The following is a 25,715-nucleotide window of genomic DNA, read 5'->3' on the forward strand; positions in this document are numbered from 1 at the left end:
CTAGGGTGCAGGCAGGCACTCAATCGCAGCGAGGGAGAAGCAGATGGCGGGTCGACTCGCGGTCGTCGGGGCCGGGTTGATGGGTTCCGGCATCGCCCAGGTGGCGGCGCAGGCGGGCTGGCAGGTGACGCTGCGCGACCTGGACGACGCGGCCACCACCCGGGGTCTGGGCGGTATTCGGAAGTCACTGGAGAAGTTCGCCGAGAAGGGCAAAATCGAGGCGTCCGAGGTCGAGGCGACGCTGGCTCGGATCACCCCGACCACCGACCTGGAGGCGGCGGCGGACGCGGACATCGTGGTCGAGGCGGTCTTCGAGCGCCTGGAGATCAAGCACGAGGTGTTCCGCGCCCTGGACAAGATCTGCAAGTCGGACGCCGTGCTGGCCACCAACACCTCGGCGATCCCGGTCACCCAGATCGCCGCGGTGACCGAGCGGCCCGAGGCCGTGGTCGGCACCCACTTCTTCTCCCCGGTGCCGATGATGCAGCTCTGCGAGCTGGTGCGCGGTTACAAGACCAGCGACGCCACGCTGGACACCGCGCGGGCTTTCGCCGAGGAGATCGGTAAGACGGTCGTCGTGGTCAACCGGGACATCGCCGGCTTCGTCACCACCCGGCTGATCTCCGCCCTGGTGATGGAGGCGGTCAAGCTGGTCGAATCCGGGGTGGTGTCCGCGGAGGACCTGGACACCGCCTGCCGGCTGGGCTTCGGGCACGCGATGGGCCCGCTGGCCACCACCGACCTGACCGGCGTGGACGTGCTGCTGCACGCCTCGAAGAACATCTACACCGACACCGCCGACGAGAAGTTCTTCCCGCCGGAGCTGCTCCAGCGGATGGTCACCGCCGGCGACCTGGGCCGCAAGACCGGCAAGGGCTTCTACACGTACTGAGTTGTGCCGACCGGGGCGGGTGACCGCCCCGGTCGTCCGCTCAGCCGTCGCGCTTGGTGGTCCAGCGGAAGGTGGTCAGGCAGAGCACCACGCCGATCACGCACCACAGGGCCAGCACCACAGCCACCCGGCCCAGTTCGAACGAGCCGCCCGGCTCCTGGGCCCCGAAGCTCTCCGGCAGGAACACCGACCGCAGCCCCTGGCACATCCACTTGAGCGGGAACACCGCCGCCACCTGCTGCATCCAGGTGGGCAGGTCGGTGAAGACGAAGAACACCCCGGAGATGAACTGGAGCACCAGGGCCACCGGAGTGACCACCGCCGAGCCGCTGCGGGCGGTGCGGGCCAGCGACGAGATCGCGATGCCGCACAGGGTGCACGCGGTCACCCCGAGCACGGCGACCCAGCCGAAGGTGAACCACTTCGCGGCGGTGCCCGGCAGGTCGAGGTCGAACAGTGCCACCGCGACGGCCAGCAGCAGGACCGTCTCGGCGATCCCGATCGCCACCACCATGATCACTTTGCCGGCGAACCAGACCCACTTCGGCATCGGCGTGCCCCGGTAGCGCTTGAGTACGCCCCGGTCCCGCTCGATCGGGATCCAGATGCCGAGGTTCTGGAAGCTCACCGTCATCAGGCCGGTGGCGATCATGCCGGTGATGAAGTACTGGGTGAACTTGACCCCGCCGCCGATCGTGCCGTCGAAGATCGACGCGAAGATCAGGATCATGATGATGGGGAAGCCCATCGTGAAGACCACCGACTCCCGGCTGCGCAGGAACTGGGTGATCTCCAGTCGGCCCTGGCGCAGGGCGAGCGCGCCGGCACCCGGCCGCCGGCCGCGGGTCGCGGTGACCGGCGTCGCCGGCTTCGTCGTGGTCGTCATCGCGCGTGTCCGATCATGGTGAGGTAGACGTCCTCCAGGGTCGGCCGGGTCACCGTGAGCCCGGGGACCTCGCCGCCGTAGCGCGCGGCGAGGTCGGCCACGAAGGCCGTCGGCGTCGCGCTCTGCGCGCTTTCCAGCGTCCCTTCCGGGGTACGCCAGGAGACCGTCGCGAGGGCCTCCTGCCGATTGCCGAGCCGGTTGGGGGCGGCGACCTCGACCAGCCGGCCGCCGGCGATCACGCCGACCCGGTCGGCGAGGGCCTCGGCCTCGTCCAGGTAGTGGGTGGTGAGCACGATGGTGGTGCCGGCCGCGGCGAGATCGCGGATCAGCTCCCAGAACTCACGGCGGGCCTCCGGGTCGAAACCGGTGGTCGGCTCGTCGAGGAAGAGCAGCTCGGGGCGGCCGATGATGCCCAGGGCCACGTCCAGGCGGCGCTTCTGCCCGCCGGAGAGGGTGTGCGTCCGGGCCTTCGCCTTGTCGGCCAGCCCGACCCGCTCGATCACCTTGTCCGGGTCGTCCGCGTCGGGGTAGAAGCCGGAGAAGTGCCGGATCACCTCGGCCACGGTCAGCTCGTCGAACTCGCCGGTGCCCTGGAGCACGATGCCCACCCGGGAACGCCAGTCGGCATCCGGTTGGGCCGGGTCGACGCCGAGGACGGTGACCTCACCGGCGTCGCGGCGGCGGTAACCCTCCAGGATCTCCACCGTGGTGGTCTTGCCGGCGCCGTTCGGGCCGAGCAACGCGAACACCTCGCCGCGGCGGACGTCCAGATCCACGCCCGCCACCGCCACGTTGTCGCCGTACGCCTTGCGCAGCCCTCGGACGGAGATGGCCAGCTCGTCATCCATGCCGTCCAGTGTGCGTCCTGGCCTGGGCGAGGTGGTGCCCGGGGTGTGGCGGTCCACGCCACTGCGGGCGCTTGCCACCCGGACGTCCCCGACATGGACCTGTGTGGTTTTCCACAGCTCCTTTTACTGAACGGTAACTTAGACTCCGGCCATGGATGAGACGGCATTCCCGGGGCGACTGCCCGAGCGGGACCGCCCGTGGGTGATGCGCACCTACGCCGGCCACTCGTCGGCCGCCGCGACCAACGCCCTCTTCCGCCGCAACCTGGCGAAGGGGCAGACCGGCCTGTCGGTCGCCTTCGACCTGCCCACCCAGACCGGGTACGACCCGGACCACGAACTCGCCTCCGGCGAGGTCGGGCGGGTCGGCGTGCCGGTGGCCCACCTCGGCGACATGCGGGCGCTCTTCGACGGCCTCCCGCTCGCCGACACGAACACCTCGATGACCATCAACGCCCCGGCGATGTGGCTGCTCGCCCTGTACGGCACCGTCGGGCTGGAGCAGGGCGCCGACCTGGCCCGCTGCGCCGGCACCACCCAGAACGACATCATCAAGGAGTACCTGTCCCGGGGTACCTACATCTTTCCGCCGGCGGCGTCGCTGCGGCTCACCGCCGACGTGGTGGCGTACACGCTGCGCGAGATGCCCCGGTGGAACCCGGTCAACATCTGCTCGTACCACCTCCAGGAGGCCGGCGCCACGCCCGTGCAGGAGGTCGGCTTCGCGCTGGCCACCGCGGTCGCCGTGCTCGACGCGGTCCGTGACTCCGGCCAGGTGCCGGCCGAGCGGATGGGCGACGTGGTCCAGCGGATCTCATTCTTCGTCAACGCCGGGGTGCGCTTCGTCGAGGAGATCGCCAAGATGCGCGCGTTCGGCGTGCTCTGGGACGAGATCACCCGGGACCGGTACGGGGTGACCGACGCCAGACAACGGCGGTTCCGCTACGGGGTGCAGGTCAACTCGCTCGGCCTCACCGAAGCGCAGCCGGAGAACAACATCCAGCGCATCGTGCTGGAGATGCTCGGCGTGACGATGTCCCGTGACGCCCGGGCCCGCGCGGTCCAACTGCCCGCCTGGAACGAGGCGCTCGGCCTGCCCCGCCCGTGGGACCAGCAGTGGTCGCTGCGGATGCAGCAGGTCCTGGCGTACGAGTCGGATCTGCTCGAATATCCCGACCTCTTCGCCGGCTCGCACGTGATGACCGCGCTGGTCGACGAGGTCGTCACCGGGGCGCGGGTCGAGCTGGACAAGGTGCTGGAGCTGGGCGGCGTCGTCGCCGCCGTGGAGACCGGCTACCTCAAGAGCGCGTTGGTCGCGTCGCTGGCCGAGCGCCGTCGGCGGATGGAGTCCGGTGCCGACGTGGTGGTCGGGGTCAACCGGTACACCGAGACCGAACCCTCGCCGCTGACCGCCGCCGGCGCGGGCGCCGTCGAGCAGGTCGATCCCGCGGTCGAGGCGGCCGCCGTGGACGGCGTACGCCGGTGGCGGGCCGACCGGGACGCGGCCGTCGTCGACGCGGCGCTGGCCCGGCTGCGCGCGGACGCCGCGACCACCACCAACCTGATGCCGGCCACCCTGGAGTGCGTGCGGGCCGGGGTGACCACCGGCGAGTGGGCCGGCGCGCTGCGCCAGGTCTTCGGCGAGTACCGGGCGCCGACCGGCCTGGCCGGTGCCACCGGCGGCGGTGGAGAGCCGGGCCTCGTGGCGGTCCGCGAGCGGGTCACCGCCACCGCGCGGGAGCTGGGCAGCGGCCGGCTGCGCCTGCTGGTCGGCAAACCCGGCCTGGACGGGCACTCCAACGGCGCGGAGCAGATCGCCGTACGCGCCCGCGACGCCGGCTTCGAGGTCGTCTACCAGGGCATCCGGTTGACCGCGGGGCAGATCGTCGCCGCCGCCGTCGAGGAGGACGTCGACCTGGTCGGGCTCTCCGTGCTCTCCGGGTCGCACCTGGCCGCCGTGCCCGCCGTGCTGGACGGACTGCGCGCCGCCGGACGGCCGGACCTGCCGGTCGTGGTGGGCGGCATCATCCCGGCCAGTGACGCGGACACCCTCCGGGCGGCCGGTGTCGCCCGGGTCTTCACCCCGAAGGACTTCGCCCTCACCGGCATCATCGACGACCTGGTGACGGTCATCCGTCACGCCAACGACCTGCCCTGAACGCTGTTGGGGCAGGTCGCCGGCCGGCGTGGGTCAGCGGCCGGCAGGTCAGCGCCGTGGTTGGCTGGTCAGCGGCCGGCGTAGGTCATGCAGTCGGCCATGTCGTTGTCCGGGCCGACCCTGATCGACGCGGCATGGCACTCCAACTGCTCGTTGTGCCGGCAGTCGGAGCGCTGGCAGGCGCCCACCTGCGCGATCAGGCTCTCCACGCCGCCGCGGACGGGCGATTCGACGAAGGTGTGGCAGTGGGCGTGATCCATGCTGCCGATGGTGATCGCGAAGGCGTGGCAGTCACCCGACTGGTTGTACGCGCACGCGGCGACCACACACTCCTGGACTCGGGGCATCTCCAACGCTGCGGTCATGCCGACCTCCTCTAGGTTCTTGCCCCGATCCTAGGCTTTTGTCGGCCCGTGGAACCCCGGTATGGCGTGCCGCCGATCCGCCGCCCAGCGTGATCGACTCGGGTTTCCGGAACGCGGGGTGTCCCGCTGCGGGGGATGGCCCGGTCTCCAGGAACCCGAGTCGATCACGCGTCAGACGCGGAAGCCGGCGGCGCGGGCGGCCTCCCGTTCGCGGCGTCGTTCCGATCGACGACGGAAGAACCAGAAGGTGAAGAACGCCAGGCCGACCAGGGCGACGAGCACCAGCACCGGCAGGATGATCGCCACCAGCGAGACCACCACGCTGGTGGCGTCCTCGGCGGTGCTGGCGACCGGGGCGCCGATTCCGGCGGTGGTCGCGTTGATCACCGGACGGGCCGCGGACTTGAGCAGGTGCACGCCCAATGCCAGCAGTACGCCGGTGACGACCGGCACCCACTGGTGGGACGAGAAGAAGCTCCCGGGGTCGCTGACCGTCACCGTCTCCGACGAGGAGCCGGCGCCGAAGGCCAGGCCACCGGCGGTGGGTCGGACCACGGTCTGCACCACGTCGTTGATGTGGTCGACCACGGGCACCTTGTCCGCCACCATCTCCACGGCGAGCAGCACGGCCATGATGGCGATGACCCAGCCGTTGCCGAGCCAGGTCCAGCCGCTGGGCAGGTCGATCAGGTCGGTGTAACGGCCGAGCAGGCCGAGGATGAGCAGGGGTATGTAGGCGTTCAGCCCCGCCGAGGCGGCGAGACCGGTGCCGGTGAGGACTTCGAACACGGTCTCAGCATCGCATCGACGCGCCAGTGCCGCTCGCTGGCGACCGGGGGGTGCTCGGCTACCCTCGTCGGGTGCGGTTGGTCATTGCGAAGTGCTCGGTGGACTATGTCGGACGGCTCTCGGCTCACCTGCCGCTGGCCACCCGGTTGCTGATGGTGAAGGCGGACGGGTCGGTGTCCATTCATGCCGACGACCGGGCGTACAAGCCGTTGAACTGGATGAGCCCGCCGTGTCGGTTGGAGGAGGCCCCCGGTGTGTGGCGGGTCGTCAACAAGGCCGGCGAGGAGCTGCGGATCACCCTGGAGGAGATCTTCCAGGACACCTCGTACGAGCTGGGTGTGGATCCGGGCCTGCGCAAGGACGGGGTGGAGGCGCACCTGCAGGAGTTGCTGGCCGCCAACCCGGGTGCCCTGGGTGAGGGGTTCACGCTGGTCCGCCGCGAGTACATGACGGCCATCGGCCCGGTCGACCTGCTGTGCCGGGACGCCAACTCGGGCTCGGTCGCCGTCGAGGTCAAGCGGCGTGGCGACATCGACGGGGTGGAGCAGTTGACCCGTTATCTCGAGCTGATGAACCGTGACCCGCTGCTCAGCCCCGTCGTCGGGGTCTTCGCCGCCCAGGAGATCAAGCCGCAGGCCCGGGTGCTCGCCACCGACCGGGGCATCCGGTGTGTGGTCGTGGACTACGACAAGCTGCGCGGCATCGTGAAGGACGAGCTGACCCTCTTCTGAGCGGCGTCCTACCCGGTGCGCACCGCGATCAGTGACTTCGGCAGACCGAACACCCGCTCCACCAGCATGGTCGAGTCGGGGAAGTAGTGGCGCATCTGCGAGCGGTCCAACAACTCGGTCCAGAGCACCTGGTGGATGGCGGCGTCGTGGCTGCGGGTCGGCTTGTGCCCCAACGGCCAGCGTCGGGCGAACGCGGTGCGCAGTCGTACCGGCAGGAACTGCATGCCGGGCGCGATCCAGTGTGGCTCGATGGGGAAGTAGCGGTAGGGCGTCTGCACCCAGTGCCGGTCGGCCAGTGAGCGGGCGGCGGCGGCGAAGCGGATCCGGCGTTCGTGCCCGCCCACATGCTCCAGCACCGAGTTCGAGAAGACCAGGTCGTAGCTGCCCTTGGTCAGGTGCGGGGGCAGGTCGCAGGCGTCGGCCTGCTCGACGTGGGCCCATTCCGGGACGACGGTGGGCGGCTGCTCCAGGTTGACGACCGTCACCCGGGCCGGTCGGACGGTGGAGCGGTGCCAGGTGCCGAGCCGACCACCGAGATCGACCACGTGCATGTCGCCGATGTCGGGAAAGGTGCGCGCCAGCCAGTCCGAGCGGTGCCGACGCCGTCGGGCGCTCCACGACTGGTCACTGTCGACAAGGCGGTAACGCAATCGATTGGGGCCCATTTAACGCAATGTACCGCCGTGACCACAGCGTATAAACATGTGGATACACCGATCCTTGTTGATGATCGGTTATCCGACACTTACCTCCCGTACATGACCTTGATGGCCTTGACGAGTCGGGCCACGTCGGCCGGGGTGCGCTCGAAGGTCATCGACGGCAGCAGCGACCGGGCACGACGTCGGGTGATCGCCTTGGCCCGACCGAACTCACGCAGGCCGTCCTCCCCGTGGATCCGCCCGAAGCCGGAGTCGCCCACACCGCCGAACGGCAGGGTGGACATGCCGGCGAAGGTCAGCGTGGAGTTGATCGACGCCATCCCGGAGCGCAGTCGCCGGGCGGTGGCCACCGCCCGGCGCCGGCCGAAGACCGAACCCCCGAGGCCGTACGACAGGGCGTTGGCGCGGGTGACGGCCTCGTCGGCGTCGCGGACCCGGCTGATGGTCAGCGTGGGGCCGAAGGTCTCCTCGCGGACGGCGGCCGACTCCTCCGGTACGTCCACCAGCACGGTGGGGTGGACGTACGGCGGCTGCACGGCGCTCGGGCCGCCGAGCACGGCGCGCCCGCCGGACGTGATCGCGGCGTCGATGTGCCGGCGGATCACGTCGATCTGCTTGGGCATGGTGATCGGGCCGATGTCGGTGCCCTCCGGCCCGACCGTCAGCCGACCGGCGCGGGTCACCACCTTGTCGACGAAGGCGTCGAAGACGGCGTCGACCGCGTACACCCGCTCGATGCCGATGCAGGTCTGGCCGGCGTTGGTCATGCCGCCCCAGACACACGCCTCGGCGGCCGCGTCCAGGTCGGCGTCGCTGTCCACGATCATGGCGTCCTTGCCGCCGCCCTCGATGAGCACCGGCGTCAGCGTCTCGGCGCAGGCGGCCATCACCTTCCGGGCGGTGGCGGTGGAGCCGGTGAAAGCCAGCTTGTCGACGCCGGAGCGGCACAGCGCCGCGCCCACGTCGCCCAACCCGTGCACGGCGGTGAAGACCGGCTGCTCGGGCACCACCTCGGCGAAGCTGTCCACCAGCCACTGGCCGACGGCGGGCGTGTACTCGCTCGGCTTGAGCACCACGGCGTTGCCGGCGGCGAGGGCGTACGCGGCGGAGCCGATCGGCGTGAAGACCGGATAGTTCCACGGCCCGATCACGCCGACCACCCCGTGCGGCTGGTATTCGAGGTGCCCGGAGAACTCGGCGAGGATGAGCCGGGACCGCACCCGGCGTGGACCGAGCACGCGGCCGGCATTGCGGGCGGCCCAGTCGATGTGCTCGATCGCGGTGACGATCTCGACGATGGCGTCGGCGGTCGGCTTCCCGCCCTCGACGTGCACCAACTCGGCCAACTGCTCGATGCGCCTGGCGAGCAGGGCACGCCACCGCAGCATCCGCTGGCGGCGGCCGGTGAAACCGAGACCCGCCCACCACTCGCCGGCGGTGCGGGCGCTGTCGACGGCCTGCCGCACGTCGGCGTCGGTGGCGATCGGGAGGCGACCGGCCTCAGCGCCGGTCGCCGGGCTGGTGGAGACCAACTGGCCCGCGTCGATGACCGGAACGCCCGGGATATGCACTGCCGTCATGGCGGAAGTCTAGACCCGAGGATTACTCACCGGTAGGGTCGCCGATTCGGGGCCGGGGGACCGGCGTCGCACCAACCCGGCCGATCGTTGATCAGTGCAGGTCAGGGCGTTGGTGAAGGATGCGGCCCGCCCGAATCGTCGAACGGCAGGTGGCCGGGAGGTGACGAGAGGCTGACCGGCCGGTCGGTATTGACGACTACCGTCTGATGGCAAGCTGACGCGCGGAGTGACGGTGTGGGGTGGAGGGCTGACTGTCCATGGAGGAACATCCGGAACTGATGCCGCTGTTGACGGTCGCGGGTGGACCGATGCGCGGCGCGAGCTTTCGCATGCGAGCCGAAATACAGGTGATCGGCCGAGCGCCGACCGGTCAGGTGGTCATCAACGACCCACACCTGAGCCGTCGCCACGCCGAGGTGTGGTTGGCGCCGGAGGGCCCGTCCCTGCGGGACCTGGGCTCCACCAACGGCACCTGGCTCAACGACAAACGGATCACCGAGGTGGAACGACTCTCCGACGGTGACGTGATCCGGCTGGGCCGTACCGAACTGCGCCTGTTCGACCCCGGGGTGGCGCTCACCGACCCGGTGGGGCTCAGCTTCGGCCCGTCCCGGCGCGACGTCCGACCGACGCTGCCGCTGCCGCTGGCCGCACCACCGGGCTCGCGTCGCTGATCTGGCGGCCGGCCACACCTGGCAGCTTTGTTGGGTGGCGGTCCGACACCTGGACCGGCGGGTACACCCGTGGCACCATGCCGCGGATGGAGACCGAGCAGCGGACCGTGACGGCGAACGGCATCACCCAGGCGGTACGGGTGGCCGGCCCGCCGGACGGCACACCGGTGCTGCTGATCCACGGCAACTGCTCGTCCGCGCTGTTCTGGGAGCCGCTGGTCCGCCGTCTGCCCCCGACGCTGCGGGTGGTCGCCCCCGACCTGCGGGGGTACGGCGACTCTGCGACCGCCCCGGTGGACGCCACCCGGGGCCTGCGGGACTTCGCCGACGACGTGGCCGCCCTGCTGGACGACCCGACGCTCTTCGACGCCGACGCGCGCCCGGTGGTGGTCGGGCACTCCCTCGGCGGCGGGGTGGCGATGCGCCTGCTGGTCGACCATCCGCACCGGGTGGGGGCGTTGCTGCTCGCCGCACCGGTCTCCCCGTACGGCTTCGGCGGCACCCGCGACCTGACCGGCACGCCGACCACCCCCGACTTCGCCGGCACCGGCGCCGGCACGGCGAACCCGGACTTCGTCGCCCGCCTCGCGGCCGGTGACCGGAGCACGGACGCGCCGGCCAGCCCGCGCGCCGTGCTGCGAGCCACCTATGTGGCCGACCCCGCCGCTCTGGTCGAGGACGAGGAACTGCTGCTGGACACCGTGCTCTCCACCGCCACCGGCGACGACAACTACCCGGGCACGGCGGTGCCGTCGGAGAACTGGCCGGGCACCGCGCCGGGGGAGCGAGGGGTGCTCAACGCGCTCGCGCCGACCTGGTTCCGGCTCGCCGACGAGCTGGTGGCCGTCGCCGAAAAACCGCCGGTCACCTGGGTACGCGGAGACGTCGACGTCATCGTCTCGGACACCTCGCTCTTCGACCTGGCGTACCTGGGTTCACTGGATCTCGTGCCCGGCTGGCCCGGCGCGGACGCCTGCCCACCGCAGCCGATGGTCGGCCAGACCCGGGCGGTGCTCGACCGGTACGCGGCGGCCGGCGGCGCGTACCACGAGGTGGTGCTGCCCGGTTGCGGGCACAGCCCGCACCTGGAACGCCCGGCGGAGTTCGTCGCGGAGTTGTTGGCCCTGACCAGCCTGTCGGCCGGGTAGCGGTGCCGCTGGGCCGTGGGTGAAATATGCCACGGCGTCTCGACAACTCACCGTCACGTGGCAGACTCGCGCGCATAACCTTAGCGGCCGTTCAGTGGCCGTGCGGAGTCTCTGGGGAGGCCGGTCGTGGCGCGCGAGTTCAGCACCGTGGGTGTGGTGGGGCTGGGCACCATGGGTGCCGGCATCGTCGAGGTCTTCGCCCGCAACGGCATCGACGTGGTGGCCGTGGAAATCTCCGCGCCGGCGCTGGAACGCGGCCGGGCCACCCTGAAGGGCTCCACCGACCGGGCGGTCGCCAAGGGCAAGCTCGCCGAGGCGGACCGCGACGCGCTGCACGAGCGGGTGCACTTCGCGGTCGGGCTGGACGCGCTGCACTCCGTCGACCTGGTCATCGAGGCGGTGCCCGAGCACCTTGACCTCAAGCAGCGGATCTTCGCGGAGCTGGACCGGGTCTGCCGACCGGAGACGATCCTCGCCACCAACACCTCGTCGTTGAGCGTCACCGAGATCTCCGTCGCCACCAGCCGACCCAACCAGGTGATCGGCATCCACTTCTTCAACCCGGCCCCGGTGATGAAGCTGGTCGAGGTGGTCCGCACTGTCGTCACCGCACCCGAGGTGGTCGCCGACGTGGAGGCGCTCTGCGCCCGGCTCGGCAAGGTCGACGTCACCATCAACGACCGGGCCGGCTTCATCGCCAACGCGCTGCTCTTCGGCTATCTCAACCACGCGGTCGGGATGTTCGAGTCGCACTACGCGACCCGGGAGGACATCGACGCCGCCATGAAGCTCGGCTGCGGCCTGCCGATGGGCCCGCTGGCGTTGATGGACCTGATCGGCCTGGACACCGCGTACGAGATCCTGGACACCATGTACCGGCGCGGCGGGCGGGACCGCCGCCACGCCCCGGTGCCGCTGCTCAAGCAGATGGTGACGGCAGGGCTGCTCGGCCGGAAGTCGGGCCGGGGCTTCTACACCTACGAGCGGCCCGGCTCCCCGGTGGTCGTACCGGATGAGGCGACGCCGCTGGCCACGGACGCCGCGCTCGCCGACGGCGCGCGCGCCATCGCGAAGGTCGGCGTGGTCGGCTCCGGAACGATGGCCACCGGGATCATCGAGGTCTTCGCGAAGGCCGGCTACGAGGTCGTCTCGGTGACCCGCGGCATGGAGAAGTCCGCGAAGGTCTGCGAGGCGGTGAAGACCTCGCTGAACAAGGGCGTGGTGCGCGGCAAGCTCGCCGAGGCCGACCGGGACGCCGCCCTGGGCCGGATCAGCTGGTCCGCCACGCTCGACCATCTCGCCGACGTCGACCTGGTGGTCGAGGCGGTCGTCGAGGAGTTGAGCGTCAAGAAGGCTCTCTTCGCCAGTCTCGACGAGATCTGCAAGCCGGGCGTGGTGCTGGCCACCACCACCTCGTCGCTGCCGGTGATCGACGTGGCGATGGCCACCCAGCGGCCGGCCGACGTGGTGGGGCTGCACTTCTTCAACCCGGCGCCGGTCATGCCCCTGGTCGAGGTCGTCCGCACCATCCGCACCTCCCCGGAGGCCACCGCCACCGCCCGCGCCGTCTGCGCCGCGCTCGGCAAGACCGGTGTGGTCTGCGGCGACCGGTCCGGCTTCATCGTCAACGCGCTGCTCTTCCCGTACCTGAACGACGCGGTGAAGATGCTGGAGGCCAGCTACTCGACGGCCGACGACATCGACCACGCCATGAAGTTGGGCTGCGGCTACCCGATGGGCCCGTTCGAGCTGCTCGACGTGGTCGGGCTGGACGTCTCCCTGGCCATCCAGCGCGAGCTGTACCTGGAACTGCGCGAGCCGGGCTTCGCGCCCGCGCCGCTGCTGGAGCACCTGGTCACCGCCGGCTACCTGGGCCGCAAGACCCGCCGCGGCTTCCGCGACCACTCGCACCGCTGACCGGGTCAACGCTGCGCGGCTCCGGCGGCGTCTGCATGGTGTGACCTTCGAGGAGTACGTCGGCAGCCGCGGCCCGGCCCTCGTTCGGCTGGCCCGGCTGCTCACCGGTGACGAGCACCGGGCCGAGGACCTCACCCAGGAGGTGCTGTCCCGGGCGTACGTGCAGTGGCGCAGGATCTCCCGGGCGGACCGGCCCGACGTGTACGTGCGCCGGATGCTGGTCAACGCCAACATCTCCTGGTGGCGCCGCCGGTCGAACCGCGAACTGGCCGTCGACACGTTCGCGGACCGGCCGCACCGCGGCGACCTCGGCGGCGAAGCGGCGGACCGGGACGAGATGTGGCGGCTGATCCTCGGCCTGCCCGACCGCCAGCGGGCGGTCCTGGTGCTGCGCTACTACGAAGACCTCGACGACGCGACCATCGCGCAGATCCTGGACTGCTCGCCGGTCACCGTCCGCACCCACGCGATGCGGGCGCTCGCCAACCTTCGGGAGCGCTGCGGTGCCCCGGCCGCCAACGGGAGCCGACCGTGACAGACCTCGACCAGCGGATCATCTCAACCCTGCGGGAGCGCGCCGAGGGCCAGGTCGATATCGGCCAGCTGACCGGCGGGGCGGTGGCCCGGGGCCGGGCCCGGCGGACGCGGCGACGGGCCGCGGTGGGCGGAACGGCGCTCGGCGTGGCGGCGGTGCTCGGCCTCGGGGTGGCGGGCGGCGGTGGGCTGCCCGTGCAGGTGCCGTGGACGGGGGCGAAACCGGCAGCCCAGGCGGCCACGCCGGCGGCGGCCCCCGGGGTACCGGGCGCACTCGCCCGACCCGACCTGGTCGGAAAGGACCCCGGTCTGCTGCACTTCGGCGTCGACCCGGCCCGCGCTCGCTACCTGAGCTGGCGATCGGCCGCCGGCCTGGAGAGCGCCCAGCTTGATCTGGGTGGCTCCGCTCCGGTCAGTTTCCACCTCGCCCGCAGCGCAGCCGTGGCCGAGGAGGTTCACCTGGAGGGGGCCAGGTATATCCCGCAACCAGCGGACCCGCCCTACGACGGCCAGCTGGATCGGTTCTCCATGGGCGGCGCTGTACCGACCTGGGTGCTGCGGTGGCAGCCGGCGCCCGGCCTCTTCGCCCGCCTGCGCACCGTGGCACCCACCGACGCGGCGCTGCAAGCGGCCCGGAGCGCCCTCCGGCTGGATGTGGCGCACCGGTGCAGCTCCCCGGTGCGGCTGACCGTGTTGCCGTCCGGGGCGTGGCCGGCCGGCTGCGAGGTCACCGTGACCAACTTCCCGGCCACGCTGGACGTCTCGCTGGTCGTCGACGGGAGCGGGTTCCGCTCGATGGAGGTGCGGCTCCAGTACGCGCGCGACACCGCTGGTGAACGCACGAAACCCAACGCGACGGTGGCGGGTCGGCCGGCCTACCGCCACCCGCAGGGCGGGCAGATGGAGCTGCTGGGCATCCCGCAGGCTCGTCTCACCGCCGATTGGGGCCGCCCGAACGAGGGGTTCACCGAGGACGACGCGACCACCGTGCTCGGCGGGGCGCAGGTCGCCGAGCACCTGGACCGGCCCGCGACCTGGTGACCGCCCCGGGCGGCCGCACCCGCCGGACGTACGCTTGGTGACTGTGAGCCCCCGTCGCAATCGCCCTCGCCGGGACGAGAACGCCAACCTGGACGCCGATCGGGTCCGGCAGGGCGTCGCCTCGGTGCAGCAGTGGACCGACGGTGCCTGGCAGGTACGCGGCATCGGCGCGGGCGCGTCGGTCAAGACGTACCGCTGCCCCGGCTGTGACCAGGAGATCCGGCCCGGGGTGGCGCACCTGGTGGCCTGGCCGGCGGACGGCCTGGGTGACCTGACCGACCGGCGGCACTGGCACAGCGGCTGCTGGCGGGCCCGGGACCGGCGCGGCCCGGCGGTGCAGCGTGGCCGGGGCTCCCCGCGTTACTGAGCGACCTGGGTCACCCTGTTCGTGCCTGGGCGGGCGGCGGCGGCGACTTCGCGACAGACTTGGGCGGTGAGCACAGCGATCCGCGCGTCGTCGATCCTGCCCGGCCGCCGGGAGGACATCGAGCTGCACACCGCCGACGGTCTCCGGCTGGTCGGTGAGCTGGCCCTGCCGGCCGACCGGCCGCCGGTGGCCACCCTGGTCTGCCTGCACCCGCTACCGACCCACGGCGGAATGATGGACAGCCACGTGTTCCGCAAGGCGGCCTGGCGGCTGCCCGCGCTGGCCGACCTGGCGGTGCTGCGGTTCAACACCCGGGGCACCAGCAGCGTGCGCGGCACCAGCGAGGGAGCCTTCGACGGCGCGGTGGGCGAGCGGTACGACGTGGCCGCCGCCATCGAGTACGCGGAGTTCGCCGAGCTGCCCAACATCTGGCTCGTCGGCTGGTCGTTCGGCACCGACCTGGCGCTGAAGTACGGCTGCGACCCGGCGATCGCCGGGGCGATCCTGCTCTCCCCGCCGCTGCGCTTCTCCGCCCCCGAGGACCTGGCCACCTGGGCCAATTCGGGTCGGCCGCTGGTGGCGCTGGTGCCGGAGTTCGACGACTATCTGCGTCCCGCCGAGGCGCGGGAGCGGTTCGCCGCCGTGCCGCAGGCCGAGGTGGTCGGGGTGCCGGGTGCCAAGCACCTGTGGGTGGGCGACGCGGAGACGGTGCTCGACGAGATCGTCCGGCGGGTCAACCCAGCCGTCGAGGTGCCGCTGCCGACAACCTGGGACGGCCCGATGGAGGCCGGCGACGTCAGCGCGTACGCCGACCGGACGGTGGCCGCCTTCGCCGACACCCCCGTCCCCGGCCCGGCCGCCACCAAGGCCGACTGACCCGCTCGTGCCGGCCTGGCCGCCGGTCCGGCGGGGTGACGCTCAGCGGCGCTCCTGGCGGGGCAGCACCACCTCGCGCAGGATCAGTTGCAGCGCGGCCACCGTGGGGATGGCGATCAGGGCGCCCACCACGCCCAGCAGCGCCACCCCGAGCAGCGCGGCCAGCAGGGCGGCCACCTCGTTGACCTCCACCGAACGCCGCATCACCTTCGGATAGATGAGGTAGTTCTCCACCTGCTGGTAGATGAGGAAGAAGACCGCACAGGCGATGCCGGTGGGCAGGTCGGCGGCGAAGCCGACCAGACTCACGATCACGGCGCCCAGGGTGGCGCCGATCTGTGGGATCAGGTCGGTCACCGCTACCACCACGGCCAGCGCGAACGGGTACGGCAGGTCGACGATCAGCGCGAAGACGAAGGTGGTCGCGCCGGCCAGCACCGCGATGCTCAGCGCGCCGACCATGTAGGCGCCAACCTTGGCCAGTATCTCGTCACCGATCAGCTGCACCCGCTGCCGCCGCGACCGGGGCACCAACGAGTAGCCCAGCGAGCGGAGCTTGTCGAAGTAGGCCAGGAAGTAGATGGTCAGCACCAGCACGGTCAGCGTCCGGAACACCGTGCCGAAGATCAGTTGTGCGCCGCCCAGCACCCCGCCGAGCGCCCGTCCGACCGTCTCCGCGTTGGCCGCGCCCTGCACCCGCTCCACCACGTCGTACCGCTCCACCAGGTCGTTGACCGTCGGATTGCGGCGCAACTCGTCGAGCAGGCTCGGGATCTGATCGATGAACTGCCCCGACTGGGTGACGATCGGCGGGACCAGCGCCACGATGCCGCCGCAGAGCAGCAGCACCACCGTGAGGGCCACCGCCGCCACCGCCAGGCCGTGCGGCACACCCCAGCGGCCCAGGCGGACCACCGCCGGATTGAGGCCGACCGCGAGGAAGAGCGCGATCACCACCAGCACGAGGATGCCGCCGGCATTGCGAATCCCCAGATAGAGGGTGTACGCCAGCAGCACGCCCAGCGCACCGGTGAAGCCGAGCAGGAAGCTGCTGCGGCGCAGTGGTCGGCCCGGTGTGCCGAACTTTCCGGACGGGACCGCAGGCGGCTCCTCCGGGTCGACCCCCGGGGCGGGGACCGGCACCGGGGGTGGCGTCTCCGCCGGCCGCAGGGTTTCCGCTGGTGGTGGCGTCTCCGCTGGTGGTGGTGTTTCCGCTGACGGGGGACCGGGGGTCACGTCCGGCTCGTCGCCGGACGGGTCGTGCTGCGGCACCACTGACCTCCCGGCTCAGGCCGTCGGGCGACGGGAGACGGCCACGAACGCCCGCCACGCGGCGGGCGCGAACACCAGCACCGGCCCGGCCGGATCCTTGCTGTCCCGCAATCCCACGACCCCGGGCAGGTTGTCCGCCACCTCGACACACTCTCCGTTGCCGCTGCGGGTGGAGGTGCGCCAGAGCGCGCCGGTCAGGTTCATGAGGTCACAACTTCCTTCATCAGCTCGATCGACTGGCGGCGGGACAACGCACCGTTTGTGATCATCTCCCAGCGCGCCAGCAGCGTAGCCACCTCATGGTCGCCATCGACCACGAGACCGTCAATCTGATGCTCCATGTGCCCCACCCAACCACCGTCGGCGCCTCGGGCCAGATTGAACGGCCCGGAAAGGTCTCCGGTTGTGGGATACACGGCCCCACGGCCGGCCCGAACGTCGCCGAGGCTCCGCCGAATCGTGCAGATCTTGGACAGTTTCCGTTACGGCCTAACGGAAACTGTCCAAGATCTGGTGGTGGGGCGGCGCGCAACGGCGAAAGCTGTCCCGATGCTGCCCGCCGATGACGCCGACGCACTCGACTGGCTCGCGTTCGAGCAGGCGGGGGTGCTGACGACCGCGCAGATCGCCGGGTTGCTCAGCGAGGGGCGGGTGCGGGGCCGGATTCGCTCCGGTCGGTGGCGGTCGATCTGCCGCGGGATCCTGCTGGCCGGCAACGGCCGTCTCACCCGCGACCAACAGCTCTGGGTGGCGGTGCTGGCGGCCGGGCCGGGGGCGGTGCTGGCCGGGGTGTCCGCCGCCGCCGAAGCCGGGGTACGGGGACTGCGACGCGAGCCGCTGCACGTGCTGGTGCCGGCGGTCCGCCGTGGCGCGCGGGCCACCCTGCGTCGACTTCCGATCGACATGCCCGCCGTCCTGGTCCACCGCACGACGGTCCTCCCCGAGGCCCATCTCCAACGTGCCCGGCCGCCGCGTACCACGACGGCGCGGGCCCTGGTGGACGCGGCGGGCTGGGCGGCCGGCGTGGACGAGGCGCAGTCGGTGCTGGCCGCCGGTTGCCAGCAACGCCGGGTGCTGCCCGAGGAGTTGCAGGCGGTGCTCGACGTCCTCCCTCGGGCCCCTCGTCGGCGGCTGATCGGGCAGACCGTCAGCGACATCGCGGGCGGCGCACAGGCGCTTTCCGAGATCGACTTCCTGCGGCTGTGCCGCCGGCACCGGCTGCCCGTCCCGGACCTGCAGGAACACCGGGTCGACGCGGCCGGCCGGGACCGTTGGCTGGACGCGTACTGGCGGGAGTGGCGGGTGCAGGTGGAGATCGACGGCGCGCACCACATGGACGCCAAGCAGTGGGCGGCGGACATGCGTCGGCAGAACGACGTCTGGACCAGCGGCGACCGGATTCTGCGCTTCCCGGCCTGGCTGGTCCGCGCCCGCCCGGACGAGGTCGCGGACACCGTCCGCCGCGCTCTCATCGCAGCCGGCTGGACCCCCACCCCGCCCCTGCGCCACTCGACGCAGAAATGAATCCTGGGCACTTTCCGTCAACCGCTGACGGAAAGTGCCCAGGATTTCGAAGCTTCGGCGGGCGGGTGCCCGTCACTCCTTCTCGATGGTGACCTTGCTGGGCTTGGCGCTGCGCTCGTCGGTGGTCGGCTTTGTCGGGCGCTTGCCGTTCTCACCGGTGCTGGTGATCTTGGTGGGCTTGGCACCCCGGCCACCCTCGCCCGGAACGGCGGCCACGGTCGGCTCCCCGTCCACCCCGGCGCTCGCCGTCCCACCATCCACGGTGGTCACCGGCTCGGCCACCGGCCGCGTCGTGGACTGCCCGGACTCCTCCGCGCCGGCGTTCACCGGCTGCCTGGTGTCGGCGGGCTCCGTCTTCAGCCCGGTGCCCGTACCCGACCCCGAGGCCGGGCCGGCGGCAACGCTCACGCCGTCGTCCCCACCACCGGGCACGGCTGCGCTCGCGTCGGCGTCTCCGGCCGGCGCGGTCGGGCCGTCGATCGGACCGGCGACACTCTGCAACCGCAGCTCGGACATCTGACGCTGGAGCTCGTCGGACTCCTGCCGCGCCTTCCAGGTCTCCTGCCGCAGATCCGCCAACTGCTGCTGGGCCTGGGCGATCTCCAACATCACCTGGGCCAACTGCTGACGGCCAGCCGCCGACTCCTGCTGGGTCGCCGCCAGGTGCTGCTGAGTGGTGGCCAGGTGCTGCTGCGTGGTGGCCGCGTACTCCTCGAACTGCCGCCGGGACGCCGCGACATGCTCGTCGGCCTTGCGGCGTTTGTCGCTGGCCTCGGCCTCGGCCCGGCTGAGCAGCTCGGCGGCCTCCGCCTCGGACCGCTGGCGCAGCGCCGCCGCGTCCTGTTCGGCCGCCTGAAGGACGCTGGCCGCGCCCTGCTCGATCTCGTTCTTGCGAGCCGTGTACTCGGTCTCCAGCTCGTTCTTCCGGGTGGAGTATTCGGTTTCCAGCTCGTCCCGACGGGTGGTGAACCCGTCCTCCAGCTCCTGCTGACGGCTGGCGAGCCCGGCCTCCACCTCCTGCTGGCGCGCCGCGTGTTGCTTGTCCAGCTCGTCGCGGCGCTTGGCGAACTCCTGCTCGGCCGCCGACCGTCGCTGCGCCAACTCCCGGTCGGCCGCCTCCCGGCGGGAGTTGACCTCCTGCTCCACCCCGGCCCGCCACGCGCCCAGCTCCTGCTGGGTCTGCGCCCGGGTGTGCTGCACGTACGCCTCGGTCTCGGTGCGCATCCGCTGCACGTACGCCTCGGTCTCGGCCCGGCTGCGCTTCGCCGCCTCGGTGGCCTGCGTCGTCAGCCGCTCGGCCTCCTGCTGCGCCTTGGCGCGGGTCGCCCGACCGGCCATCGACGCGTCGTCGATGATCTGCTTGGCCTCCTGCTGCGCCTTGGCGTGGGTGGCCCGACCGGCCTCGGTCGCGGTGTCGGTGAGCCGCTTGGCCTCCTGGAGCGCCTTGGCGTGCACCTCCTTGGCGGCATCGCGCAGATCGCTGGCCTCCTGCCGGGCGTTGGCCAGCGTCTCGCGGGCCGTCTCGCGCAGCTTGGTGGCCTCCTGCTGGGCCCGGGTGTGGATCTCCTTGGCGGAATCCCGCAGCTGGGTGGCCTCCTGCTGGGCCTTCGCCAGAGCGTCCTGCGCGGCCTTGCGCAACTGCGCCGACTCGTCCTTGGCCGACCGCAGGGCCGCGTCCGCCTCGGCTCGCTGGGCGGCGCTGTGCCGCTCCTCCTCCGCGCGTCGGGCGGCGAGGGCGATCTCGAAGTCCTTCAGAGCCCGCGCGGCCTGCTCGCGGGCCTCCTCAATGATGTGCTCGGCCGCGGCACGACGGGCCTCGATCTCCCCGTTCGCGTCGGCGAGGATCTGCTCGGCCTGCTCCTCGGCGAGGGTGAGGATCGACTCGACCCGCGGGCCGAGATGCCGGAACGACGCCCGGTCGACCACGTTCATCTGCTTGCGCACCTGGGTCAGGTCGCGCTGGAGAACCTCGACCTGGCCGGCGAGCTTGTGGATCTGTGTGTACGCCTGTTCCCGTTCGGAGGCGAGGGTCGCGATCTCGTGCTCAGCACGTGCGACATAACGGTCGACCTGTTTCTTCTCGTACCCCCGCAGAGCGGACTCGAAGCTGGGCTCCGTCGTCACGTCCCCGCCGAGAGCGAACAGTTCCTCGCCGTGCGACATGCCCCCATCCTCACACGCAACGGGCCCTGCTGGGGCGATACGGACGGGCCTTGTGGGAGCTACTTCACTCCGTTGCGGTCAGCGAATACCAGGGGTTAGGAAACGCATACGGCGCGAGGTGGCACCGGTTACCCGGTGTCACCTCGCGCCGTCGATGCCCCGACCTGACGCCTCGCGTCAGCCGGCGGTCTCCGCGGGCACCCGCTCCTGACCGCCATCGGTCTTCTTTGCTGCTTCCGGCTTGGCAGCCGGAGCGGCCTGCGCCGGCATTCCCGGAACGATGCCGGCGAGGCCGGAGAGCATCTGACCCAGCTGCGACGTGACAGCGTCCTTCTGCCGGGTGAGGTCCTCGACCTCGCGGCGGGCGGCCTGCGTGGTCAGCTCCGCCTCGGTGCGGGCCTCGGTGAGCAGGCGCTGCGACTCGGCCTTCGCCTCGTTGAGGGTCTTCTCCGAGTGGGCCTTGGCCTTGTCGACAGTCTCGGCGGCGTTGCGCTCCGACTCGACCCGCCGCGCCTCGGCGCGCTGCTCGATCTCCTTGGCCCGCTCCTGCGCGGCCCGGGCACGCTGCTCGGCCTCGCTGACCATCTTCTGGGTCTGCGCGACCTGGGCGGCATGCCGCTCGGACTCCTCGCGCTCGGCCTTCTCCCGTCGCTCGGCCAGCTGGAGCTCCAGGGCCTGCAGGTCCTTGTCGCGCTTGTCCCGCGCATCGGTGAGCAGCTTGGTCGCCTCGGCGCGCTTCTCCTCAGCCTCGCGGGCGGCCTTCGCCCGCTGCTGGGTGATCTCCCGCTCGGCGGTGGCCCGCAGGGTCGCGACCTCCCGCTCGACGGTCGACTTCAGCTCGGCCACCTCGTGCGCGGTGACCGTACGCAGCTGCTTGGTCTCCCGGTCGGCGTCGGCGCGCAGCGTGTCGGCCTCGCGGCGTGCCTGCACCCGGACCTCGGCGGCCTCGCGCTCGGCGGCCGTACGCAGGTTGCCCGCCTCGCGCTCGGCGCTCGCCTTCATGGCGGCGGCCTCGGCGCGGGCCTTGTCGGTGATCTCGCGGGCCTCGAGGCGGGCGGCGGAGAGGATGCCTTCCGACTCGCGCTTGGCCTCGTTGCGGTGGTCGTTGGCCTGCTCCTCGGCGAGCCGGAGGATCTGCTCAACGCGCGTGCCGAGCCCGGAGAGGGTGGGTCGGCTGTTCTCTTCGAGCTGCTTGTTCGTGTCGGTGAGCTTCTGCTCCAGCGCACTCATGCGCTGCTCGGCCTGGCGGAGCCGACGCTGGGCGTCGTTCATCCGCTGCTCGGCCTCGGCACGGGCCTGCTCGGACTGGGTCAGCGCGGCGGTCATCCGGCCGAGGAAGTCGTCGACCTGATGGGTGTTGTATCCGCGCAGGCCAACGGTGAAATCTGGCTGCGAGTTCGCGTTATCGAAGAACGCGAGAGGGGAGGACTGCTGCTGGGGCATTGGGACATACTGGCAGACGCCCCAGGGTGCTTCGCAAGAGCGGTGCGCAGCTTTCGTGCCCTCTTTACATGGTCAACTCCCGCGATCGGCCAGGTTGGACCAATCGGCGATCTTGGCAGGTCCCGGCGGGTCGGACGCCACGCAGCGTGACGCGGAAAAGGGCCCCGGGGTAACCCCGAGGCCCTTTGTTCGATCCGGGTGGCTTATCCGCTAATGGGGGCGGAAGAACAATGAGCGATCAGCGCAATGGTCATCCGGCGTTCCACCGTCCGGCCGGGACCAGCCTCGGCGCCCCGGACGCCGGTCGGTGCCTCCGAGGGCCGGCGGTGCCGGTCGGTGACCCCTGGCCGGCGGTGCCGGTCACTGACCCCGGAACCGGTTGATCGCGTCCTCGTGCCGGGCCCGCAACTCCCCGTCACGGACGCCCAGCCCGTCGGTGGGTGCGAGGCAGCGCACGCCGACCTTGCCCTGGTGGGCGTTGCGGTGCACCTCGTATGCGGCCTGGCCGGTCTGCTCCAGGGGGTAGGTGCGGGACACCGTCGGGTGCACCTTGCCGAGCGCGACCAGGCGATTGGCCTGCCACGCCTCGTGGTAGTTGGCGAAGTGGCTGCCCACGATCCGCTTGAGGTGCATCCACAGGTAGCGGTTGTCGTACTGGTGCAGGAAACCGCTGGTGGAGGCGCAGGTGACGATGGTCCCACCGCGCCGGGCCACGTAGACGCTGGCGCCGAACGTCTCCCGGCCCGGGTGCTCGAACACGATGTCCGGGTCCTCGCCGCCGGTCAGCTCGCGAATCCGTTCGCCGAAGCGCCGCCACTCGTCCGGGTCCTGGGTCTCCTCGTCCTTCCAGAAGCGGAAGCCCTCCGCGGCCCGGTCGATGACCAGTTCCGCGCCCATCTTGCGGCACAGCTCGGCCTTCTCCGGCGAGGACACCACGCAGACCGGAATCGCACCGCCGTTGAGCGCCATCTGGGTGGCGTACCCGCCGAGGCCGCCGGACGCGCCCCAGATCAGCACGACGTCGCCCTGCTTCATGTTGGCGCCGTGGTGCGAGACGAGCTGCCGGTACGCGGTGGAGTTGACCAGCCCGGGGCTGGCCGCCTCCTCCCAGCTCAGGTGCCGCGGCTTGGGCATCAGCTGGTTGGCCTTGACCACCGCCAGCTCGGCCAGCCCGCCGAAGTTGGTCTCGAAGCCCCAGATCCGCTGTTGCGGGTCGAGCATGGTGTCGTCGTGCCCGGCGGCGTCCTCCAGTTCGACGGAGAGGCAGTGCGCGACCACCTCGTCGCCGGGCGCCCAGCGGGTCACCCCGGGGCCGGTGCGCAGCACCACGCCCGCCGCGTCCGAGCCGACCACGTGGTACGGCAGGTCGTGCCGGCGGGTCAGCTCGGAGACCCGGCCGTAGCGCTGGAGGAACTTGAAGGTGGACACCGGCTCGAAGATGCTGGTCCACACCGTGTTGTAGTTGATCGCACTCGCCATCACCGCGATCAGGGCCTCGCCCGGCGCCAGTTCGGGTGTGGGCACCTCCTGCACGTGCAGCGCCTTGCGCGGGTCCTTGTCCCGGGTGGCCATGCCGTCGAACATCCGGGTCTCCTCGGCGCGGACCACCACGCCGCGGTAGCTCTCCGGTACGGGCAGCCCGGCGACGCCGGCGAGCTCGCGGTCCGGATCGTTCGATTCCTCCGCCGCCATGATCGCTTCGAGGATGTCCTGCACGGTGACCTCCGGTTCGTCCGCACCCGCACGGGCCCGGGTGCTGCCATCGTCGGCGCCGGTGGGCACGACCGCCATGTCGGCATTCGACACATCCGGCACCGGTCGCGCTCCTGTGGGGCCGGACGTTACTGAACGGTAGCTAGGCCGGGAAGTCCTCTGTGAAAAACTGCATCCGCCGATGCGTGAAGGTGTCCAACCACCCCGCCAACCGCGCACTGACGTGCGCGCCCCGAGCCTCCAGCAGGCCCCCACCCCCTGTTGATCAAGAGCTTCCGGTCATCCGTGCGGCGGGGGATGACGCAAACCTCCTGATCAACAAGGGGTGGCGCGGGGAGCGCCGGGCGGTCAGTGCGGGGTGGGGGCGGGTTGGACCAGTTCGACGAGGACGCCACCGGCGTCCTTAGGGTGGACGAAGTTGATCCGGCTGTCCGCAGTCCCACGCCTCGGAGCGTCGTAGAGCAGGCGCATGCCGCGCTCACGGAGCGCCGCGCAGGCCGCGTCGATGTCCACCACGGTGTACGCGACCTGCTGCACGCCCGGCCCGTTGCGGTCCAGGAACTTCGCGATCGTCGACTCCGGGGTGAGCGGGGCGAGCAGTTGCACGCAGCCACCCTCGGTGGTCGGCCCGACGGCCAGCATCGCTTCCCGAACGCCCTGCTCGGTGTTGGTCTCCACGTGTACGCAGCGCATCCCGAACGTCCGCTGGTAGAAGTCGATCGCGGCGTCCAGGTCGGCCACGGCGATCCCGACGTGGTCAATCTTGCGAAGCCCGATGTCTGTGACGTAGTCCGCACCGGGCTCGACGGGGGAGTTCTCTGCCATGGCGCTAGTCTGGCCGAACAATCGTTAAGGCGTACAGCTCGGCACCCCCTCGGAGGCAGGCATGGCTTCGGTGATCGTCAGTGGCGCGCGGACCCCGATGGGCCGGCTGCTGGGCAACCTCAAGGACCTCCCGGCCACGAAGCTCGGCGGGATCGCCATCAAGGCGGCGCTGGAGCGTGCCGGCGTCAGCCCGGACCAGGTCCAGTACGTGATCATGGGGCAGGTGCTGCAGGCCGGCACCGGTCAGATCCCGGCTCGGCAGGCGGCGGTCGAGGCCGGCGTGCCGATGTCCGTGCCGGCGCTGACCATCAACAAGGTCTGCCTCTCCGGCCTGGACGCGATCGCCCTGGCCGACCAGCTGATCCGCGCCGGCGAGTTCGACATCGTGGTGGCCGGCGGCATGGAGTCGATGACCAACGCCCCGCACCTGCTGATGGGCCAGCGCACCGGCTACAAGTACGGCGACGTGGTGGTCAAGGACCACATGGCACACGACGGGCTCAGCGACGCCTGGGACTGCTGCTCGATGGGCGAGTCGACCGAGCGGCTCGGTGCCCGGCACGGCATCTCCCGCGCGGAGCAGGACGCCTTCGCCGCCGCCAGCCACCAGCGGGCCGCCGCCGCGCAGAAGAACGGCCACTTCGCCGACGAGATCGCCCCGGTGGTCATCCCGCAGCGCAAGGGTGACCCGCTGGTGATCACCGAGGACGAGGGCATCCGCCCGGACACCACCGTCGAGTCGCTGGCCAAGCTGCGCCCGGCCTTCGCCAAGGACGGCACCATCACCGCCGGCAGCTCGTCGCCGATCTCCGACGGCGCCGCCGCGGTGCTCGTGATGAGCAAGGCCAAGGCGAAGGAGCTGGGGCTGACCTGGTTGGCCGAGATCGGTGCGCACGGCAACGTCGCGGGCCCGGACAACTCCCTGCACTCGCAGCCCTCCAACGCCATCAACCACGCCCTGAAGAAGGGTGGCCTGAGCGTTGCGGACCTGGACCTCATCGAGATCAACGAGGCGTTCGCGCAGGTGGGTGTCCAGTCCACCCGGGACCTCGGGATCAGCCCGGACAAGGTCAACGTCAACGGCGGCGCCATCGCGCTGGGGCACCCGATCGGCATGTCCGGCGCGCGTCTCGTACTCACCCTCGCCCTGGAGCTGAAGCGGCGCGGCGGTGGCACCGGCGCGGCCGCGCTGTGTGGCGGCGGTGGCCAGGGCGACGCGCTGATCATCCACGTGCCAGGCAAGGCCGAGACCAGCCAGTGAGCGCGAGGAGTGAGCGGGTTGTGCGAGCCCCGCAGTCGCGAACAAA

Annotated in this window: 25 protein-coding genes; 12 read left to right on the forward strand and 13 right to left on the reverse strand. The window is 71.3% G+C overall.

What is annotated here, in order from left to right:
• The first annotated feature begins 43 nt into the window (after positions 1–43).
• Positions 44–892, forward strand: coding sequence for a 3-hydroxyacyl-CoA dehydrogenase family protein (locus ABTW72_RS14275; protein WP_110561611.1), 849 nt, complete (start codon positions 44–46; stop codon positions 890–892).
• Between the two features lie 40 nt (positions 893–932).
• Here the strand turns inward: ABTW72_RS14275 and ABTW72_RS14280 are convergent, their stop codons facing one another.
• Positions 933–1,778: an ABC transporter permease gene (locus ABTW72_RS14280; RefSeq protein ID WP_091405863.1), complete on the reverse strand. Its 846-nt coding sequence runs from the start codon at positions 1,776–1,778 to the stop codon at positions 933–935.
• On the reverse strand, positions 1,775–2,626 hold the full coding sequence (locus tag ABTW72_RS14285; RefSeq protein WP_350858533.1) for an ABC transporter ATP-binding protein: 852 nt from the start codon (positions 2,624–2,626) through the stop codon (positions 1,775–1,777). The genes ABTW72_RS14280 and ABTW72_RS14285 overlap by 4 nt, the downstream gene beginning before the upstream one ends.
• A gap of 151 nt (positions 2,627–2,777) precedes the next feature.
• Here ABTW72_RS14285 and ABTW72_RS14290 point away from each other — a divergent pair, with 151 nt between their 5' ends.
• The gene (locus ABTW72_RS14290) at positions 2,778–4,784 is read left to right on the forward strand and encodes an ethylmalonyl-CoA mutase (protein ID WP_350858536.1); all 2,007 of its coding nucleotides are present in this window, start codon (positions 2,778–2,780) and stop codon (positions 4,782–4,784) included.
• Between the two features lie 68 nt (positions 4,785–4,852).
• On the opposite strand, the gene ABTW72_RS14295 is transcribed toward ABTW72_RS14290, so the two are convergent.
• Positions 4,853–5,149, reverse strand: coding sequence for a DUF1540 domain-containing protein (locus ABTW72_RS14295; RefSeq protein ID WP_196919484.1), 297 nt, complete (start codon positions 5,147–5,149; stop codon positions 4,853–4,855).
• A gap of 171 nt (positions 5,150–5,320) precedes the next feature.
• Complete coding sequence (locus tag ABTW72_RS14300; RefSeq protein WP_124857624.1) at positions 5,321–5,938, reverse strand: DUF4126 domain-containing protein; 618 nt, start codon at positions 5,936–5,938, stop codon at positions 5,321–5,323.
• Positions 5,939–6,009: 71 nt separating this feature from the next.
• Between ABTW72_RS14300 and nucS the strand changes: the two genes are divergently transcribed.
• The gene (gene nucS / locus ABTW72_RS14305) at positions 6,010–6,669 is read left to right on the forward strand and encodes an endonuclease NucS (RefSeq protein WP_112584054.1); all 660 of its coding nucleotides are present in this window, start codon (positions 6,010–6,012) and stop codon (positions 6,667–6,669) included.
• 8 nt (positions 6,670–6,677) lie between these two features.
• Here nucS and ABTW72_RS14310 read toward each other — a convergent pair whose 3' ends face one another.
• Positions 6,678–7,334: a methyltransferase domain-containing protein gene (locus ABTW72_RS14310; protein WP_350858541.1), complete on the reverse strand. Its 657-nt coding sequence runs from the start codon at positions 7,332–7,334 to the stop codon at positions 6,678–6,680.
• 80 nt (positions 7,335–7,414) lie between these two features.
• Positions 7,415–8,911, reverse strand: a complete 1,497-nt coding sequence (locus tag ABTW72_RS14315) for an aldehyde dehydrogenase family protein (RefSeq protein ID WP_350858544.1) — start codon at positions 8,909–8,911, stop codon at positions 7,415–7,417.
• Positions 8,912–9,219: 308 nt separating this feature from the next.
• Here ABTW72_RS14315 and ABTW72_RS14320 point away from each other — a divergent pair, with 308 nt between their 5' ends.
• The 7 genes from ABTW72_RS14320 (at position 9,220) to ABTW72_RS14350 (ending at position 15,468) form a co-directional block, all read left to right on the forward strand.
• The gene (locus ABTW72_RS14320; RefSeq protein ID WP_350858547.1) at positions 9,220–9,585 is read left to right on the forward strand and encodes an FHA domain-containing protein; all 366 of its coding nucleotides are present in this window, start codon (positions 9,220–9,222) and stop codon (positions 9,583–9,585) included.
• 77 nt (positions 9,586–9,662) lie between these two features.
• Positions 9,663–10,733, forward strand: a complete 1,071-nt coding sequence (locus ABTW72_RS14325; protein ID WP_502892198.1) for an alpha/beta hydrolase — start codon at positions 9,663–9,665, stop codon at positions 10,731–10,733.
• Positions 10,734–10,859: 126 nt separating this feature from the next.
• Entirely contained in the window at positions 10,860–12,650 is a 1,791-nt protein-coding gene (locus ABTW72_RS14330) for a 3-hydroxyacyl-CoA dehydrogenase family protein (RefSeq protein WP_350858553.1), read from the forward strand.
• 40 nt (positions 12,651–12,690) lie between these two features.
• Entirely contained in the window at positions 12,691–13,185 is a 495-nt protein-coding gene (locus tag ABTW72_RS14335; RefSeq protein ID WP_350858556.1) for a SigE family RNA polymerase sigma factor, read from the forward strand.
• The gene (locus tag ABTW72_RS14340; RefSeq protein ID WP_350858559.1) at positions 13,182–14,225 is read left to right on the forward strand and encodes a hypothetical protein; all 1,044 of its coding nucleotides are present in this window, start codon (positions 13,182–13,184) and stop codon (positions 14,223–14,225) included. Before ABTW72_RS14335 ends, ABTW72_RS14340 begins: the two co-directional genes overlap by 4 nt.
• 43 nt (positions 14,226–14,268) lie before the next feature.
• Entirely contained in the window at positions 14,269–14,592 is a 324-nt protein-coding gene (locus ABTW72_RS14345) for an Rv1322 family protein (protein ID WP_350858561.1), read from the forward strand.
• A 66-nt stretch (positions 14,593–14,658) separates the two neighbouring features.
• On the forward strand, positions 14,659–15,468 hold the full coding sequence (locus ABTW72_RS14350) for an alpha/beta hydrolase (RefSeq protein WP_112621600.1): 810 nt from the start codon (positions 14,659–14,661) through the stop codon (positions 15,466–15,468).
• A gap of 42 nt (positions 15,469–15,510) precedes the next feature.
• Here ABTW72_RS14350 and ABTW72_RS14355 read toward each other — a convergent pair whose 3' ends face one another.
• From ABTW72_RS14355 to ABTW72_RS14365, 3 genes are all read right to left on the reverse strand, one after another.
• The gene (locus ABTW72_RS14355; RefSeq protein WP_112675988.1) at positions 15,511–16,611 is read right to left on the reverse strand and encodes an AI-2E family transporter; all 1,101 of its coding nucleotides are present in this window, start codon (positions 16,609–16,611) and stop codon (positions 15,511–15,513) included.
• 144 nt (positions 16,612–16,755) lie between these two features.
• Positions 16,756–16,944 (reverse strand): DUF397 domain-containing protein, encoded by a 189-nt coding sequence (locus ABTW72_RS14360; RefSeq protein WP_350858564.1) that lies wholly within the window; start codon positions 16,942–16,944, stop codon positions 16,756–16,758.
• Entirely contained in the window at positions 16,941–17,156 is a 216-nt protein-coding gene (locus tag ABTW72_RS14365) for a Scr1 family TA system antitoxin-like transcriptional regulator (RefSeq protein ID WP_502892199.1), read from the reverse strand. The genes ABTW72_RS14360 and ABTW72_RS14365 overlap by 4 nt, the downstream gene beginning before the upstream one ends.
• 133 nt (positions 17,157–17,289) lie before the next feature.
• Between ABTW72_RS14365 and ABTW72_RS14370 the strand changes: the two genes are divergently transcribed.
• A complete protein-coding gene (locus tag ABTW72_RS14370; protein WP_350858567.1) occupies positions 17,290–18,264 on the forward strand; it encodes a hypothetical protein in 975 nt (324 codons plus the stop codon).
• A gap of 72 nt (positions 18,265–18,336) precedes the next feature.
• Here the strand turns inward: ABTW72_RS14370 and ABTW72_RS14375 are convergent, their stop codons facing one another.
• The 4 genes from ABTW72_RS14375 to mce all read right to left on the reverse strand — a co-directional run bounded on the left by ABTW72_RS14375 (position 18,337) and on the right by mce (position 24,408).
• Positions 18,337–20,427 carry a coiled-coil domain-containing protein gene (locus ABTW72_RS14375; RefSeq protein ID WP_350858569.1) on the reverse strand — a complete coding sequence of 697 codons (2,091 nt, stop codon included), beginning with the start codon at positions 20,425–20,427 and terminating at the stop codon, positions 18,337–18,339.
• Positions 20,428–20,604: 177 nt separating this feature from the next.
• Positions 20,605–21,870 (reverse strand): DivIVA domain-containing protein, encoded by a 1,266-nt coding sequence (locus ABTW72_RS14380; RefSeq protein ID WP_091405818.1) that lies wholly within the window; start codon positions 21,868–21,870, stop codon positions 20,605–20,607.
• A 360-nt stretch (positions 21,871–22,230) separates the two neighbouring features.
• Complete coding sequence (ccrA, locus tag ABTW72_RS14385; RefSeq protein ID WP_350858926.1) at positions 22,231–23,586, reverse strand: crotonyl-CoA carboxylase/reductase; 1,356 nt, start codon at positions 23,584–23,586, stop codon at positions 22,231–22,233.
• A gap of 345 nt (positions 23,587–23,931) precedes the next feature.
• Positions 23,932–24,408 carry a methylmalonyl-CoA epimerase gene (gene mce, locus ABTW72_RS14390; protein ID WP_112621592.1) on the reverse strand — a complete coding sequence of 159 codons (477 nt, stop codon included), beginning with the start codon at positions 24,406–24,408 and terminating at the stop codon, positions 23,932–23,934.
• Positions 24,409–24,469: 61 nt separating this feature from the next.
• On the opposite strand from mce, the gene ABTW72_RS14395 reads away from it, so the two are divergent.
• Positions 24,470–25,669 (forward strand): acetyl-CoA C-acetyltransferase, encoded by a 1,200-nt coding sequence (locus ABTW72_RS14395; RefSeq protein WP_091405811.1) that lies wholly within the window; start codon positions 24,470–24,472, stop codon positions 25,667–25,669.
• Positions 25,670–25,715 lie beyond the last annotated feature (46 nt).

Source organism: Micromonospora sp. NPDC127501 (assembly GCF_040302185.1).
GTDB lineage: Bacteria > Actinomycetota > Actinomycetes > Mycobacteriales > Micromonosporaceae > Micromonospora.

Bases quoted from the DNA above. Each gene is read 5' to 3' on its own strand.
- ABTW72_RS14275 (WP_110561611.1), top strand. From the start codon at position 44: ATGGCGGGTCGACTCGCGGTCGTCGGGGCCGGGTTGATGGGTTCCGGC.
- ABTW72_RS14280 (WP_091405863.1), bottom strand. From the start codon at position 1,778: ATGACGACCACGACGAAGCCGGCGACGCCGGTCACCGCGACCCGCGGC.
- ABTW72_RS14285 (WP_350858533.1), bottom strand. From the start codon at position 2,626: ATGGATGACGAGCTGGCCATCTCCGTCCGAGGGCTGCGCAAGGCGTAC.
- ABTW72_RS14290 (WP_350858536.1), top strand. From the start codon at position 2,778: ATGGATGAGACGGCATTCCCGGGGCGACTGCCCGAGCGGGACCGCCCG.
- ABTW72_RS14295 (WP_196919484.1), bottom strand. From the start codon at position 5,149: ATGACCGCAGCGTTGGAGATGCCCCGAGTCCAGGAGTGTGTGGTCGCC.
- ABTW72_RS14310 (WP_350858541.1), bottom strand. From the start codon at position 7,334: ATGGGCCCCAATCGATTGCGTTACCGCCTTGTCGACAGTGACCAGTCG.
- ABTW72_RS14315 (WP_350858544.1), bottom strand. From the start codon at position 8,911: ATGACGGCAGTGCATATCCCGGGCGTTCCGGTCATCGACGCGGGCCAG.
- ABTW72_RS14320 (WP_350858547.1), top strand. From the start codon at position 9,220: ATGCGCGGCGCGAGCTTTCGCATGCGAGCCGAAATACAGGTGATCGGC.
- ABTW72_RS14325 (WP_502892198.1), top strand. From the start codon at position 9,663: ATGCCGCGGATGGAGACCGAGCAGCGGACCGTGACGGCGAACGGCATC.
- ABTW72_RS14360 (WP_350858564.1), bottom strand. From the start codon at position 16,944: ATGAACCTGACCGGCGCGCTCTGGCGCACCTCCACCCGCAGCGGCAAC.
- ABTW72_RS14370 (WP_350858567.1), top strand. From the start codon at position 17,290: ATGCTGCCCGCCGATGACGCCGACGCACTCGACTGGCTCGCGTTCGAG.
- ABTW72_RS14375 (WP_350858569.1), bottom strand. From the start codon at position 20,427: ATGTCGCACGGCGAGGAACTGTTCGCTCTCGGCGGGGACGTGACGACG.
- ABTW72_RS14380 (WP_091405818.1), bottom strand. From the start codon at position 21,870: ATGCCCCAGCAGCAGTCCTCCCCTCTCGCGTTCTTCGATAACGCGAAC.
- mce (WP_112621592.1), bottom strand. From the start codon at position 24,408: ATGGCAGAGAACTCCCCCGTCGAGCCCGGTGCGGACTACGTCACAGAC.
- ABTW72_RS14395 (WP_091405811.1), top strand. From the start codon at position 24,470: ATGGCTTCGGTGATCGTCAGTGGCGCGCGGACCCCGATGGGCCGGCTG.